Origin of the sequence: Arthrobacter sp. FW305-BF8, from assembly GCF_021789315.1 — a bacterium.
Classification (GTDB): Bacteria; Actinomycetota; Actinomycetes; order Actinomycetales; family Micrococcaceae; genus Arthrobacter.
In genome coordinates, this window is record NZ_CP084561.1 from 1,492,108 (window position 1) to 1,507,357 (window position 15,250).

The 15,250-nt window shown below is 67.3% G+C and carries 13 protein-coding genes; 4 read left to right on the plus strand and 9 right to left on the minus strand.

What is annotated here, in order from left to right; all coding sequences use genetic code 11:
* Window positions 1-37 precede the first annotated feature (37 nt).
* From mmsB to LFT45_RS06665, 3 genes are all read right to left on the minus strand, one after another.
* A complete protein-coding gene (gene mmsB / locus LFT45_RS06655) occupies window positions 38-1,315 on the minus strand; it encodes a multiple monosaccharide ABC transporter permease (protein ID WP_102970606.1) in 1,278 nt (425 codons plus the stop codon).
* 44 nt (window positions 1,316-1,359) lie between these two features.
* Entirely contained in the window at window positions 1,360-2,916 is a 1,557-nt protein-coding gene (gene mmsA, locus LFT45_RS06660; RefSeq protein ID WP_190606504.1) for a multiple monosaccharide ABC transporter ATP-binding protein, read from the minus strand.
* Window positions 2,917-3,045: 129 nt separating this feature from the next.
* The gene (locus LFT45_RS06665) at window positions 3,046-4,236 is read right to left on the minus strand and encodes an ROK family transcriptional regulator (RefSeq protein ID WP_236807616.1); all 1,191 of its coding nucleotides are present in this window, start codon (window positions 4,234-4,236) and stop codon (window positions 3,046-3,048) included.
* Between the two features lie 196 nt (window positions 4,237-4,432).
* Between LFT45_RS06665 and LFT45_RS06670 the strand changes: the two genes are divergently transcribed.
* On the plus strand, window positions 4,433-5,260 hold the full coding sequence (locus LFT45_RS06670) for a nitrilase-related carbon-nitrogen hydrolase (protein ID WP_236807617.1): 828 nt from the start codon (window positions 4,433-4,435) through the stop codon (window positions 5,258-5,260).
* Here the strand turns inward: LFT45_RS06670 and LFT45_RS06675 are convergent.
* Complete coding sequence (locus tag LFT45_RS06675; protein ID WP_236807618.1) at window positions 5,257-7,038, minus strand: PucR family transcriptional regulator; 1,782 nt, start codon at window positions 7,036-7,038, stop codon at window positions 5,257-5,259. The two genes, LFT45_RS06670 and LFT45_RS06675, sit on opposite strands and share 4 nt — an antisense overlap.
* A 102-nt stretch (window positions 7,039-7,140) precedes the next feature.
* On the opposite strand from LFT45_RS06675, the gene LFT45_RS06680 reads away from it, so the two are divergent.
* Both LFT45_RS06680 and LFT45_RS06685 read left to right on the plus strand, forming a co-directional pair.
* Window positions 7,141-8,679, plus strand: a complete 1,539-nt coding sequence (locus LFT45_RS06680; protein ID WP_236807619.1) for an amino acid permease — start codon at window positions 7,141-7,143, stop codon at window positions 8,677-8,679.
* A 33-nt stretch (window positions 8,680-8,712) separates the two neighbouring features.
* On the plus strand, window positions 8,713-10,437 hold the full coding sequence (locus LFT45_RS06685; protein WP_236807620.1) for a flavin monoamine oxidase family protein: 1,725 nt from the start codon (window positions 8,713-8,715) through the stop codon (window positions 10,435-10,437).
* 66 nt (window positions 10,438-10,503) lie between these two features.
* Here the strand turns inward: LFT45_RS06685 and LFT45_RS06690 are convergent, their stop codons facing one another.
* From LFT45_RS06690 to LFT45_RS06700, 3 genes are all read right to left on the minus strand, one after another.
* Window positions 10,504-11,028, minus strand: a complete 525-nt coding sequence (locus LFT45_RS06690) for a gamma carbonic anhydrase family protein (protein WP_236807621.1) — start codon at window positions 11,026-11,028, stop codon at window positions 10,504-10,506.
* Window positions 11,029-11,106: 78 nt separating this feature from the next.
* Complete coding sequence (locus tag LFT45_RS06695; protein WP_236807622.1) at window positions 11,107-11,427, minus strand: DMT family transporter; 321 nt, start codon at window positions 11,425-11,427, stop codon at window positions 11,107-11,109.
* A 94-nt stretch (window positions 11,428-11,521) separates the two neighbouring features.
* Window positions 11,522-12,934 carry an aminotransferase-like domain-containing protein gene (locus LFT45_RS06700; protein ID WP_236807623.1) on the minus strand — a complete coding sequence of 471 codons (1,413 nt, stop codon included), beginning with the start codon at window positions 12,932-12,934 and terminating at the stop codon, window positions 11,522-11,524.
* 118 nt (window positions 12,935-13,052) lie between these two features.
* Here LFT45_RS06700 and LFT45_RS06705 point away from each other — a divergent pair, with 118 nt between their 5' ends.
* The gene (locus tag LFT45_RS06705; RefSeq protein WP_236807624.1) at window positions 13,053-13,934 is read left to right on the plus strand and encodes a DMT family transporter; all 882 of its coding nucleotides are present in this window, start codon (window positions 13,053-13,055) and stop codon (window positions 13,932-13,934) included.
* A gap of 12 nt (window positions 13,935-13,946) precedes the next feature.
* On the opposite strand, the gene LFT45_RS06710 is transcribed toward LFT45_RS06705, so the two are convergent.
* Window positions 13,947-14,306: a class I SAM-dependent methyltransferase gene (locus LFT45_RS06710; RefSeq protein WP_236807625.1), complete on the minus strand. Its 360-nt coding sequence runs from the start codon at window positions 14,304-14,306 to the stop codon at window positions 13,947-13,949.
* Between the two features lie 69 nt (window positions 14,307-14,375).
* Window positions 14,376-15,236 (minus strand): formyltetrahydrofolate deformylase, encoded by an 861-nt coding sequence (gene purU, locus LFT45_RS06715; RefSeq protein ID WP_236807626.1) that lies wholly within the window; start codon window positions 15,234-15,236, stop codon window positions 14,376-14,378.
* Window positions 15,237-15,250: the final 14 nt, after the last annotated feature.

Genomic DNA, 15,250 nt, shown 5'->3' on the forward strand with positions numbered 1-15,250 from the left:
TATAGGGGTGGGAAATGCATCCGGGAAGTGGCGGTGCTCAGGCTTCCCGGGAGATAGTTTCCTTGGTGGAAGTCACTTCGTCCGGCTGGAGGGGGGTACCGCCGCTGGGGCGGTTGAAGCTCTGAGTCAGCATGCCGATGATGGACCGCTTGCCCTGGCTCTTGTTGTAGACGTCGAACGCGACGGCGATCAGCAGGACCAGACCCTTGATGATCTGGGTCAGGTCGGCGCCGACGCCGAGGAGCTGCAGGCCGTTGTTCAGCACGGCCATGACGAGGCCACCGACGATCGAGCCGATCACGGTGCCCACACCGCCGGTCACCGCTGCGCCGCCGATGAAGACTGCGGCAATGGCGTCCAGTTCCCAACCCACGCCGTCGAACGGTCCGGAGGCCGTGGAGCGGCCCACGAAGATCATGCCCGCGAGGCCGGCCAGGATGGCCATGTTCATCATGACCAGGAAGTTGACCTTCTTGGACTGGACGCCGGAGAGCTCGGCGGCGTGGCGGTTGCCGCCAACCGCGTAGATGTGGCGGCCGACGACGGTCTTGGAGGCGATGAAGCCGTAGATCAGGACCAGGACGGCCAGGATGAGGCCGGGGATGGGGAAGGACGTGCCCGGGCGGCCGGTGGCAAACAGGTAGGTGGCGTAGAGGATCGCGCCGCAGACCAGCACCAGCTTGGTGATGACCACCCAGCCTTCGGGAACCTCGGCGCCGAGGGCCTTGGCAGTGCGCCGGGAGCGGAGTTCGCTGAAGACCACGAAGGCTGCGCCCAGCAGGCCCAGAAGCAGTGTCAGGTTGTTGAAGCCGGTGTTGGGGCCTACCTCGGGCAGGTACCCGGAGCCGATGTACTGGAAGTCCGAGGGGACCGGGATGGTGTTGGACTTGCCCACGAACTGGTTGAAGCCGCGGAACAGGAGCATGCCGGCCAGCGTGACGATGAACGCGGGGATGCCCACGTAGGCCGTCCAGAACCCTTGCCAGGCTCCGATCAGGGCACCGAGGGCGAGGCCGAGCAGAATGCCCGCGTACCAGGGGATGCCCCAGTCGCGGATGGCGAGGGCCACCGTGACGCCGACGAAGGCCGCCACGGATCCGACTGACAGGTCGATGTGGCCGGCGATGATCACCAGCACCATGCCGATGGCCAGGATCAGGATGTAGGAGTTGCCGTTGAAGAGGTTGATCACGTTGCCCGGCGTCAGCGTGCGGCCCTCGGTGGCGAATTGGAAGAAGACGATCAGTGCAACCAAGGCGAAGATCATGCCGAATTGGCGGGTGTTGCCGCCAAAGAGCTTCTTGAGCGCGTTCATTGTGTCAGTCCTTGTTCTGGAAGGTTCTGGAGGATTCCAGAAGGTCAGGCGGTTTTTCGGGCGGAGGTCATGAGTTTCATCAGGCTTTCCTGGCTGGCGTCGTCTTTATCCAGGACGCCGGTGATGGACCCTTCGAAGATGGTGTAGATGCGGTCCGAGAGGCCCAGCAGTTCGGGGAGTTCGGAGGAGATGACGATGACGCCCTTGCCCTGGTTGGCCAGCTGCTGGATGATGCCGTAGATCTCGTACTTGGCCCCGACGTCGATGCCGCGGGTGGGCTCATCCAGGATCAGCAGGTCCGGGTCGGTGAACATCCACTTCGCCAGGACCACCTTCTGCTGGTTCCCGCCGGACAGTTTGGCCACGCCCTCCTCCACGGATGGCGTCTTGGTCCGCAGGGACTTGCGGTACTGCTCGGCCACCGTGAATTCCTTGTTCGCATCGACCACCAGGCCCTTGGTGATCTTCTTCAGCGCCGCCGAGACGGTGGTGGTCTTGATGTCGTCCAGCAGGTTCAGGCCCAGCGACTTCCGGTCCTCCGTGACGTAGCCCAGTCCGGCGTCGATGGCCTGCTTGACGTTCTTCAGGTGGAGTTCCTTGCCGTTCTTGTAGATCTGGCCGCTGATGAAGCGGCCGTAGGAACGGCCGAACACTGACCGTGCCAGTTCCGTGCGGCCGGCGCCCATCAGTCCGGCGAAACCGACGATCTCGCCGCGGCGGACGAAGAAGTTCGAACCCTTGCAGACCAGGCGGTCCTGCACCTGCGGGTGCCCGACCGTCCAGCCCTTGACCTCGAACAGGACCTCCCCGATCTTGGGTTCGTGGTCCGGGAACCGTGATTCCAGGGTGCGCCCCACCATGCCCTTGATGATGCGGTCCTCGTCGACGCCGTCGGCCTTCACGTTGAGGGTCTCGATGGACTTGCCGTCACGGATGATGGTGATGGAGTCGGCGATCTGTTCGATCTCGTTGAGCTTGTGGGAAATGATGATGGACGTGATGCCGCGGCCCTTCAGGCCGAGGATCAGGTCCAGCAGGTGCTGGGAGTCGGATTCGTTCAGTGCGGCCGTCGGCTCGTCCAGAATGAGGAGCTTCACGGACTTGTTCAGCGCCTTGGCGATCTCCACCAGCTGCTGCTTGCCGACGCCGATTTCCTTGATCGGGGTGTCCGGGTCCTCGCGCAGGCCCACCCGGGCGAGCAGCTCGCGGGAGCGGGTGCGGGCTTCGGCCCAGTCGATCACTCCGCGCTTGACCGGTTCGTTGCCCAGGAAGATGTTCTCCGTGATGGAGAGCTCCGGGATGAGCGCCAGTTCCTGGTGGATGATCACGATGCCGGCGTGCTCGCTGGCCCGGATGTCCTTGAACTGCTGGACCTCGTTTTGGTACACGATGTCGCCGTTGTAGCTGCCATAGGGGTAGACGCCGGAGAGGACCTTCATGAGGGTGGACTTTCCGGCGCCGTTTTCCCCGCAGATCGCGTGGATCTCCCCGGCCTTCACCACCAGATTCACATCGGACAAGGCTTTAACGCCCGGGAATTCCTTGGTGATGGACCGCATCTCTAGGAGAACCGGCTCGCTTTGCGTGTTGAGGGACGTCATTTGCCCTTACGCCTCCAATGCATTGACTTCGTTGTCTTCCCTGCAATCCGCAGGGCCGTCTGATGAAAAAAGTAGATGGAGCATGCCGTTGTCGTCAAGTATTTAACGCAACGGCGGGATAACGAAACGCTACGTGCGCCGGATTCCGGCGTGCTGGAAGACCAGGGATGCGGCGCCCAGGGCCTCCGCGCGGTCATTGAGGGATGACATGGTCAGGGTGGTGGTTTCGCCGATCACCGGGACGGCGTGCCGCACCAGACCTCGCCGGATGGGGTCCAGCAGCAGGTCGCCCAGACCCGCCAGGGGTCCGCCCACCACAATGACTTCGGGGTTGATCAGGTTGGCCACGTTCCCCAGCGCCCGGCCCACCGCAAGGCCGGCGTCGTCCACCACGCGCAGGGTGGCGGCATCCCTTGCCAGTGCCTTCCGGACGATGTCCTCGGGGGTCAGCGGACGCTCCTCGCCCCGGCTCAGCAGCTCGATCATGGTGGTGGTGGAGGCGATGGTCTCCAGGCACCCCCTGTTGCCGCAGCGGCAGATCAGGCCGTGTTCGTGGATAGTGGCGTGGCCGATTTCGCCCGTAATCCCGACGTTGCCGTAGTACGGGTTGCCGTTGAGGATCAGGCCCGCGCCGATGCCTGACCCGATCTTCATGAACAGCAGGTTGCTGATGCCGCTGTGTGGCCCCCAGGTGACCTCGGACAGTGCACCAAGATTAGAGTCATTGTCCACGAATATGGGGAACTGGAACGCCTCTTCGAGGCGTTCCAGGATGTCGATGCCCACCCATTCGGGCAGGATCGCCCCCTGCGCTACGGTGCTGGTCCGGCGGTCTATCGGGCCGGGGATTCCGACGCCGGCACCCACCACGGCGCTGCGCTCAACGCCGCTGTCCGCCAGCAGTTTTTCGAGGAGTGCGACGGCGGCCCGGATGCCCTGCTCCGCCTGGTGTCCGAGGGGCAGGAGCACCGATTCCTCGGCGATGATGTGGTAGCTGAGCGAGGCCAGAACCACCCGCAGGTGGCGCCGGCCGAAGTCGATGCCCACCGCTACGGCACCGTTGCTGTTGAGCCGGACGTTGAGTGCGCGCCGGCCGGAACTCGTGGTCGGCTCGGTGGAAGCCAGGCCGGAGTCCTGCATGATCTTGACGATGTTGGACACTGTCGCGGTGGACAGTCCCGTCTGCCGCGCCAGTTCCGCCTGGGTCGAAGGACCATTGAGCAGGCATTCGATAATGCGCTGCTGGTTCAGGTGTCTGAGGGCGGACTGCGACCCGGGGTTTTTGGTACGGCTCCTCGTTGAGCGCGCTGTTGAGGGCATGAATGAACATTGCACTATCCGCAGCCTTGTAGTCAAGAAGTTAACGCAACGGCCGGTGTCGGCAAGGCCTCGGGCGCCGGACGATCCGTCCCGCGGGCCGTCGGGGACAGTGCAAATGGACCGGATCGGCACTGCCGCACGCGGATACGCTGAAGGAAACGACGTCCGGTGCGGCCGGCGTCCACGAAGACTTGAGGTGATCACGGTGAAGCTGGCGCTGATGCAGGGGAACTCCGGTGTTTTGGACATCGCACGGAACTGCGAAGCCATCGACCGGGCGGCACGGACGGCGGCGGAAGCGGGAGCCGGCGTGCTGCTGACCCCCGAGCTTTTCCCGGTGGGCTACGCCCCGTTGCGCGTCAGGGCGGAGCTGGAGACCGACGCCCTGCCGGGCGTCCGGCGTACTCTGGCCGGCATCGCCGCCCGGTACCAAATCGCCCTGGTCTACAGCCTGCCCGCGGTCACGGCCGGCGGGCAGTGGCAGATCACCGCGACGGTCCTGGACAGCGGCGGGAACGAACTGCTCAGCTACGCCAAGGTCCACCTTTTCGGTCCGGAGGAGCGCAAGGTGTTCAGCCCCGCGGAAGCAGCCCCCGCCGTCGTCGATCTGGGTGGCATCAAAACCTCGCTGGCCATCTGCTACGACGTGGAGTTCCCCGAGACCGTGCGCGCGGCCGCCGCGGCCGGCGCCGACCTGCTCGTGGTACCCACAGCGCTGGCCCACGGCTTCGAATCGGTGCCGCAGGTACTGCTGCGGGCCCGTGCGCTGGAGAGCCAGCTGACGGTGGCGTACGCCAACCACTCCGGGGAGGAGGACGGCTGCACCTTCCTGGGAGGAAGCGTCATTGCCGGCCCGGACGGCGAACTGCTGGCCACCGCCGGCGCCGGTCCCGAGCTGCTGTTCGCGGAGGTCAGTGCCGAGGCGGCCCGCCAGGCACGGGATGCCGTGCCGTATCTGCGCGAACGGCGGCCTGACGTTTACCGCGCCTGGGACGAGGCTGCCGGCGGGCATAGTCAGGGCTAGGGGGCGGGCAGCCCGTCCACGTACTGCAGCGCAATCCAGAGTTCAGCGCGCACCTGCGCCTGGTTCAGGTCAGTGTCCAACAGCTCGGCCACCGCATTGATCTGCCGCCGGACGCTGTTCCGGTGCAGGCCCAGCGCCTTGGCGCTGGCGTCCCAGTTCCCGTTCTCGCCAAGCCACGCCCTCAGCACGGACAGGTGAGCGGTCCGGCGGTCGCTGTCCTGGCTGAGCACGGGCTCCAGCAGCCGCGCGGCCAGCATGGTTCCGGCTTCCTGCCCCAGCAGTCCGGCGACCGTCCACGTCACTTCACCCACCCTGGCGCTCTTGCCGGTGGACTGGACACGCTGCCGCAGCGCCGTCACCCGCTGGTAGGCGCTGCCCAGATCGGTGAGCTCGCTGGGGTCCCCGATGACCAGCCGCCACCCGAGCTTCTCGACTTCGGCCAGCAGCGCGTCGTCCACCCGAAGCCGGGTGATGGCGGCGAAGCCGTAGTCCGTGAGCTCCACCAGTTTGGTGTCGAACAGGCGGCGCCACTGCAGCAGCTCCCGTACCGGGCTGTCTGCGGCGCGTCCCGCAGCCTGCCCTGCGGCCTGGGCTGACCGAATGCCTTGCTCAGCGCCGCTGCCCTGCGCTGCGCTGACACCCTGCCCTGCGCTGATACCCTGCGCTGCGCTGACACCCTGCCCTGCGCTCACACCCTGCACAATGCGCAAGGGAGCTGAACGCGTGGACGAAGTGCTCTGGGCCAGCAGATCCCGGAGTCCGTTGAGCTGCCGCGCTCCGCCGGCGGACAGGCTGTCCGGGTGCAGCAGCAGCGACGTCGCCAGCTGGCTCGGCGCCAGTGAGCCACTGGTCCGTTGCCGGACCAGGAGCTCCAGGAGTCCGACGGCGGAGGAGACCACGCTGTTCTGCGCTGGGGTCAGCGGCGTGTCAGTGCCCAGCACCAGCGCCCCGAGGTTGGCGTCGCGGGTGCTGCGCAGCGGATGGCCAAACACGAGCCGGGACCCCGGGCGGTCCAGGGACTCCATCTCCACCCGGGGACCGCTTCCGCCCAGGAGCCGGCCGAGCAGCGGTTGCAGGGCCGCTGTCTCGACGCCGGAACCCGCCCGGGCGCGCACGCGCCCGTCGGCACCGATCAGTATGGCCCACACCGGAACCCGCTGGGCCAGGGCGGCGAGCAGTTCGTGTTCCGGCCGGGCGGACAGGACGGCCCGCATCAGCTGCCGGTTGGTGTCCGCGAGGTGCCTGAACAGTTTCGCGTTGTCCGATTCGAGGAGCCGGGAGAACTCGAGGCCGATGGCGGCAAACGGGACCGTGCTCGGCACCTGCACGAGCGTCAGGTTGTGCCGGACGCAAGCGGCCAGCACCGGATCCGGGACTGCACTGAAATAGGGCTCCAGGCCGAAGCCGAGTGCCACCACCCCGGCCTTGACGAGGCGCCGGACGTAGGCGTCAACCGCGGATGCTCCTCCTGCGGCGTCGCCCGCGTCGCCGGCGTCGCCCGCGCTGTCCACTGCGCCGCCCACGAAGGGCAAGCCTGCCGTCAGAAGGAATTCGCCGTCGAGCAGGTACGGCGTGGGGTCCTCCAGCTCACTCGGTTCAACCCACCGCAGCAGGCCGGAACCGCTGCCGCCGTCGTGAACCACCACCACCTCGACGGGCAGCTTCGCCAGGAGCTCATCAAGGGTGACCCCGCTCCGATGTTCTCCCGCTGAACCGGCCGCCGGAGAGGTGCCGCCGGCCGCATCGGGCGGGCCCATCTGTTGTGCATTACGTCCCATGCCAGAACACTCTAGGTCATTTTGCACAGCATTGAGAGGTGACTCACACGCCTAGGCTGGAGCGACGGAAAGCCCCCAACTACTTACGAACGGACGTCAATGATGACTGTGCCCACACAAGCAGGACAGCGGCCTCCGGTGCAGGCCGGCCGCCTGGGACTGGCAGCCCAGCTGCTCCGTCGCAAGCCGATCGGGCAGATGGTCCAGGAGGCCGAGACGGGCCATGGCGGAACCCGCCTGGTGCGCAGCTTCGGAGTCCTGCAGCTGACGATGATCAGCGTGGGAGCCACCCTCGGCACCGGCATCCTGGTGATCCTGGGCGAGTCCGTGCCGCTGGCCGGACCGGCCATCTGGATCTCCTTCGCCATCGCCGGCCTGGCCGCGCTGCTGTCCGCCGTGTCCTACGCCGAAATGGCCGGCCTGGTGCCGGCCGCGGGCTCCAGCTACTCCTACACGTACGCCACCATGGGTGAGGGTATGGCCTGGATCTGCGGCTGGTGCCTCGTGCTCGAATACGCCGTTTCCGTCGCTGCCGTGGCAGTGGGCGCCGGCCAGTACGTCAACGAGACGCTGGCAGTCTTCGGACAGGTCCTGCCCAATGCTGTCTCGCAGCCGCCGGGCGACGGCGGCCTGGTCAACATCCCGGCCATGGTGATTGTGGTGCTGGCCATGGTCCTGTTGGTGCGCGGCGCCAAGGAAAGCGCGTGGATCAACACCGCGATCGTGCTGGTCAAGGTGGGAATTCTGGCGTTCTTCTGCGCCGTGGCGTTCACCGCGTTCAACGGTGGCCACTTCGAACCGCTCCTGCCGATGGGAGCCGCCGGCGTCTCGGCCGCCGCCTCCCGGGTGTTCTTCTCCTACATCGGCTTCGATGCCGCCTCCACCGCGGGCGAGGAAGCCCGCAACCCCAAGCGCGACCTGCCCCGGGCCATCATGCTCTCCATGCTGATCGTCACCACCATCTACGTGCTGGTTGCCGTTGCCGCCATCGGCGCCCGCCCGTGGGGCTGGTTCGACGGCACTGAAGCTGCACTGGTGAAGATCCTGGAGGAAATCACCGGCCAGCCGTGGGTGGCGCTGGTGTTCGCCGTCGGAGCTGTGCTCGCCATTGCCAGCATCGTGCTGACCGTCCTCTACGGACAGACCCGCATCCTCCTTTCCATGTCCCGCGACGGACTGGTTCCCCGTGTCTTTGGGCGCGTCTCCCACCGCACCGGCACGCCCGTTGCCGGAACCCTGATCGTGGGAACCGCCGTCGCCTTCACCGCCGGGCTGGTCCCGCTCGGGGCGCTCGCGGACGCCACCAGCATCGGCACCCTGTTCGCCTTCGCCCTGGTGAACGTGGCCGTCATTTACCTTCGCCGCACCCGGCCGGAGCTCACGCGGACCTTCCGGGTTCCGCTGTTCCCGCTGACACCGATACTGGGCGCCCTGATGTGCGTCTACCTGATGGCCAACCTGGGTGCCGAAACGTGGGTGACCTTCGGGATCTGGATGCTCGTGGGGCTGGCCGCCTACTTCGGCTACGGCAGGCGGCACTCGCGGGTGGCTGCGCTGGGGCAGGAGGAATACCGTGAACTATCCGCCCGTGATTCTTCCCCGGCTCCCATACGTGCCGAACAGACAACTTCCCACCAGTAAGACAACACACGAGACCAGGGAGACAGACCTTCCATGACAACCGCTACCGAACTGCCGGCATCCGACCCGTCCAGCGCCGCCAGCGCGTCCGGCCTGCCCGGAGCACCGGGCCACGCCCCGGTGACCATGCTGAACCCGGACTTTCCGTTCAGTTACGACCATTACCTGTCCCACCCGGGCGGCCTGGGTTCGGTCCCGCCGGAACTGCACGGCACCGAAATCGCCGTGGTGGGTGCCGGGCTGTCCGGGCTGGTGACGGCGTACGAGCTGATGAAGCTGGGGCTGCGTCCGGTGCTCTACGAAGCGGACCAAATTGGCGGGCGGCTGCGCACTACCAGCTTCCCGTCGGCCCCGGATGTGGTGGCAGACCTGGGCGGCATGCGGTTCCCGGTATCCGGCAAGGCGTTCTACCACTATGTGGACCTGCTGGGACTGGAGACGCGGGACTTCCCCAACCCGCTGGCGCCGGCGACCTCCAGCACCGTGATTGAACTGGCGGGGCAGAAGCATTACGCCACCACCTCCGCGGACCTGCCGCCGTTCTTCCGCGAAGTGGCCGACGCCTGGAAGGCCGCCGTGAACGACGGCGCCCAGTTCACCCAGATGCAGGAAGCCATCCGGGCGCGGGACACCGCGAAGATCAAGGAACTGTGGAACGAGCTTCTTCCGGAGCTCGACGAGGAGACCTTTTACGGCTTCATCGCCGGCAGCCAGGCGTTCCGGAAGGCGGGCTTCGCACACCGCGAGGCGTTCGGCCAGGTCGGCTTCGGCACCGGCGGCTGGGACACCGACTTCCCCAACTCCATCCTCGAAATCCTCCGCGTCGTCTACACCGACGCCGACGACCAGCACCGCCTGATCGCCGGGGGAGCTCAAAGGCTCCCCGAGGCACTATGGCGCCACGCGCCGTCGGGCATGGTGCACTGGCCGGAGGGCACGTCCCTGGCGTCCCTGCACTCCGGTTCCCCCCGAGGAGCCGTGGAGCGGATCAGCCGCGACGCCGACGGCAACCTCCGCATCCGTGAGCGCTGGGGGAGGGAAGCCTCCTACCCGGCCGTGGTCACCACCTGCCAGTCGTGGCTGCTGTCCACCCGGATCCACACCGAGGAGGCGCTGTTCCCGGCTGAGCTGTGGACGGCGATTGAGCGCTCGCACTACATGCAGTCGTCCAAGACGTTCGTGATGGTGGACCGGCCGTTCTGGAAGGACATCGATCCGGACACCGGCAGGGAGGTGCTGTCCATGACGCTCACCGACCGGCTGAACCGGGCCACGTACCTGCTGGACAATGGCCCCGATCAGCCCGCCGTGATCCTGCTGTCCTACACGTGGAACGACGACGCACTGAAGTGGCTGGCGCTCGACGCCGACGAACGGGTGGAACTGATGCTGCACTCGCTCGAGCAGATCTACCCCGGCGTGGACATTGCCAGGCACATCGTGGGCCAGCCCATCACCGTCTCCTGGGAGGCCGACCCCAACTTCATGGGCGCGTTCAAGGCCAACCTGCCCGGCCACTACCGTTACCAGCAGCGGCTCTTCACGCACTTCAAGCAGGACCAGCTGCCGGAATCCCAGCGCGGCATCTTCCTCGCCGGCGACGACGTATCGTTCACCGCAGGCTGGGCCGAGGGCGCGGTGACCACCGGCCTGAACGCGGTGTGGGGCGTGGTGAACCACCTCGGTGGCTCATCGGCACCCCGCAACCCCGGACCCGGCGACCTGCTGGACGAGCTGGGCCCGATCAGCCTGGACTGACCCGCGGTCCCCAACTGGGTAGCACTTCAGGGCGTTCCCAGCGCTGGGAACGCCCTGTGCTGCGACCTACTTGAGTGAGTGGAGTTCGCGGTGCGCCCGGGCGAGCTCCCGGTACCGTGCCGCGTTGTTCTTCACGCCGTCGAACTCCTCATCGGTAAGTTCGCGGCGCACCTTGGCCGGGACACCGGCTACCAGCGAGCGGGGCGGGACGACAGTCCCTTCCAGCACGACGGCGCCGGCCGCCACGAGCGAGCCGGCGCCGATCACCGCGCCGTTGAGGATGGTGGCGCTCATGCCGATGAGGCAGTCGTCCTCCACCGTGCAGCCATGGACGACGGCGCTGTGCCCGACGCTGACGCGCGCCCCAACGCTGCAGGGGAAGCCGGGGTCGGCATGCAGCACCACGTTGTCCTGCAGGTTGCTGCCGGTACCCACGGTGATGGCGGCGGTGTCCGCGCGCACCGAGACGCCGTAGAACGCGCTGGCATCCTCGGCGAGAGTGGCGCGGCCTATGACCGACGCCGTCGGCGCAACGAAAACGGAGGGGTGAATGTCCGGGGTGTCACCGGCGAACGGGTAAATGGGAGCCATGCCCCAAGCCTAGGACACCGCCACCCGATGCCCCCTCCTCATCCGAGCCGGCATGTGGATCTCCTGCCGGGAAGGCCGTCAGTGGGCTCCGCCGACGTTCAGGACGACGACGCCGGCCACCACCAGTGCGATCCCGAGGATCTTCATGGCGTTCAGTTCCTCGCCAAGAAAGACGGCGCCGATGGCCACGATGGCGACTGTTCCGAGGCCTGACCACAGGGCATAGGCAACGCCGACGGGTACGCTCTTAACCACCTGGGACAGCAGCGCGAAGGCAACCCCGTAGGACGCCAGGCACCAGACACTGGGCCAGAGCCGGCTGAATCCTTCTGTGGACTTCAGCAGGCTGGTGCCCAGGACCTCGACGGCGATCGCCAGTGCCAGATAGACGTAGCCCAAGAAGTATTGTCCTCTCTCATTGCTGGGGCCTGTCCGGCGTGCTGCCGGCGTTGCGCACCCACGGTCCCATCCTAGGTGCGCGCGGATGGCGGACTTACCCAAGGGTCCCCGAGAGCGCCTGGCCGAGAATCCGCGTCCCTTCGGGGAAGGCGCCCGGGTTGGGGCCCGCGTAGTTCAGCCGGATGAAGGGCCCGGCCGGTTCTGCGGGGAACCACTCTGTCCCCGGGGCGATGATGACGCCGGCGCTTTCGCAGCTCCGCGTGAGCTGATCGACGTCGGTTCCGTCGGGAAGACGTGCCCAAAGGTTGAGTCCTCCCTTGGGAACGTGCTCGATGTGGGCCTGCGGTGTGTGCTGCATTAGGCTCGTGAGCAGCAGGTCGCGCCGGGACTGCAACTGGTGCCGGAGGCTTCGCAGGTGGGTCTGCCAGCCGGGCTGCGTGACGACGTCGAGCGCCGCGGCCTGGAGCAGGCCGCTGACGTACATCGACTCGGCTCCACGGTCGGCAAGGATGCGATCCCGCGCGGGGCCGCGGGCGATGATGGCAGCCACCCGGATGGCAGGTGACACGCTCTTGGTCAGAGAGCGTAGATACACAACGTGGCCGGAATCGTCGCGGGCGGCCAGGGGTTCGGAGGCTGTGGTGATGCCGAAGTCATGCGCCCAGTCGTCTTCGAGCAGGAACGCGCCGTTCGCGCGCACGACGTCCAGCACCTGCTCGCCCCGCCGGGCCTGCCACTGGGCCCCCGTGGGATTCGCATAGTTCGGCTGGGCGTAGAACATTCGCGCCCCGGTCTCCTCAAAGGCCCGGCTCAGTTCTTCCGGGTCCGGCCCGTCGGGCCCGCTGGGCACGGGGACGACCCGGACGCCGGCCTGTGCCGCAGCCTGGACGGCGCCCCAGTAGGTGGGGGATTCGACCAGCAGCGGCTGGCCGTAGCCGACCAGTGCCCTGAAAATCGAGCTCAGTCCGCTCTGGCTGCCGGGAAGCACGACGACGTCGCTCGGGGTTGGCGGTGTAATGCCGGCTGGGGTGGAGCTTCCGAGCTCGTGGGCGAACCAGGATTGCAGCTCGGGAAGCCCGGCCGCCGGGGGACGGGACAGCGCTGCCTCGCCGCGGGCAGCCCGGGTGAGCGCCGCACGCACCAGCCGCTCCGGCAGGAGTTCGCGGTCCGGGTAGCCGGAGTGGAACGCGATGACATCGTTGGGGGCGGTGCGCATTGCCGTGAAAGCCGGGCGAAGGGGTGCCAGCGGTGAACGCAGGGCAGCGGTCTGCCAGCCGTAATCAGCCGGCCGTGCGGTGCGGACGGCCCGCACAAAGGTCCCCACTCCCGGCCGGCTCTCAATGACGCCCTCCCGGGTGAGGACCTGGAGCGCCTTCTGGACGGTCACCGGGCTGGCCTGGTACTCGGCAACAAGCGACCTTGTCGACGGCAACCGGGCCCCGGGTGCCGCCCCCGCGATCCATGCCCGCAGACGCGCCGCGATCCGCGAACTGCTATCGTTATTCATGAGAGACAATAGTAGCGCTACTGTTCGTGTTCACCCAGTGGTATCGGGTTCCGGCGTATCGGAGCCCGGGATATCCACCCAGCCGCGCGCCGGAATCCGGTGGGGGCTCCTGGGGGTCGTGGCCTTCTCGTTCACGGTTCCCTTGACCCGCCTCGCAGTGGAGGGGCTGGCGCCGTTGTTTATAGGCTCGGGCCGGGCGGTGGTGGCGGCTGTCCTTGCTGCCGCGGCCCTTGCGCTGACGCGGCAGCGCCTGCCCCGCGGCGTGCAGTGGCTTCGCCTGGCGGTGGTCGCCGGAGGGGTCGTCGTCGGCTTCCCCATGCTCACGTCCTTCGCACTCACCGCCGCGCCCGCCAGCCACGGGGCCGTGGTGATCGCCCTGCTTCCTGCCGCGACGGCGACGACGGCGGTGCTCCGCGGCCGTGAGCGGCCTCGGACAGCTTTTTGGGTCGCGACCGGGGCGGGGGCCATGGCTGCTGTCAGCTTCGCCGTCGCACAGCCCGGTGGCTTCGGCCAGCTGCACTGGACGGACCTGTTGTTCTTCGGCGCCGTGCTGGCAGCTGCCGTGGGGTACGCCGAGGGAGGGCTGCTGGCGCGCGAGCTTGGCGCGTGGCAGACCATCTCCTGGGCTCTCGTCCTGGCCTCGCCCCTGATGGCGGGTCTTGTGGCTTTCTCCGTATCCCAGCAGTCGCCCTTGGGTACTCCGGTGCAGTGGGCCGCCTTTGCCTACCTCGGCGTCGTCAGCATGTTCCTGGGCTTCTTTGCCTGGTACCACGGCCTCGCGATCGGACCCATGGCTCAGGTGAGCCAAGTGCAGCTCATCCAGCCGGTAATGACCATCTGCTGGGCCGCGCTCCTCCTTGGCGAGCAGCTGACGTGGGCCACCACCGCCGGCGGACTTGCCGTCATAATCTGCGCCGGCGCGGCCGTCCGCGTGCGGCTCAACCGGCCGCCGGCCATGTCAGCCGGCGGGCCGGAGAGCGGGACTGGACTCAGCCGCTGACTGGCTGCGGGGTCAGGGAAGGACGACGGCGATCGGCGCACCCGGTTCTGCCACCCGCTCCAGTTCCCGCACGACGTCGTCCGCCTGATCTGCGGTTAGGCCCTCCAGGGACTGGACCGCCCAGACTGCCGGGAACGTGTTCGCGGCGAAGGGCAGTCGCGTCGGCTTCGCCACGGACACGCTCAGCCGGCGGGCCATGGCGTACCGGACGTTGCCGTCGAAGGGGTCAACGCCCGTGTAGTGAATCCCGGCCTGGACGAATCGCAGGCCGTCGTCGCCCGGCCCGCAGCACACGTCCAGCACCGCGTGCCTGCCCTGTGCCTTGAGCAGGGCAATGAAGGGTTCCAGCGAGGTTTCCGTCAGCAGGGTCATTGTGTTAACCAGTCTTGGTTAAAACCCGCCCTGTGTGAACCGCTGGCCAGCCCCGGTAAAGGCGGAGCGTCAGTTAAAGACGACCGTCCGGTTGCCGTCCAGGAGCACGCGGTGTTCGGCGTGCCATTGCACGGCCTGGGCGAGGGTGCGGCCTTCCACGTCCCGGCCCATCTGCACGAACTGCTCCGGCGTGCGCGCGTGGTCCACCCGGATGACTTCCTGCTCGATGATCGGGCCCTCGTCCAGCGCGGCGGTGACGTAGTGCGCGGTGGCGCCGATCAGCTTCACGCCGCGGGCATGGGCCTGGTGGTATGGCTTGGCGCCTTTGAAGGACGGCAGGAAGGAGTGGTGGATGTTGATGGCCTTGCCGGTCAGCTCGGTGCACAGGTCATCGGAGATGATCTGCATGTAACGGGCCAGGACGGTCAGTTCGACGCCCTCTTCGGCGATGATCTTGCGCAGCTGGTCCTCGGCCTGCTCCTTCGTGTCGGCCGTCACCGGGATGTAGTGGAACGGAATGCCGTAAAACTCGGCCAGCCCGGCCAGGTCGCGGTGGTTGGAGACGATCGCCGGAATCTCGATGGGCAGGGTGCCGGAGCGCTGCAGGAACAGGAGGTCGTTGAGGCAGTGGGCGGACTTGCTTGCCATCAGCAGGGTGCGGACCTTCCGGCCCACGGGGAACAGGCTCCACTGCATGCCGAAGGCGTCGGCCACCGGCTCCAGGGCAGCAACCACCTCGCCCTGGGAGGCGGTGGTGGTGGCTTCCACGCGCATGAAGAAGGTCCCGGTGGACTCGCTGCCGTACTGCTGGGAGTCCGTAATATTGCAGCCCGCCACGAGCAGGGCGCCGGCCACGGCGTGGACGATGCCCGGGCGGTCGGGGCAGGACAGGGTTACGACGTACGATCTGGCGAGCTGGTCTTCATTCACGAAGAACAGCCTAC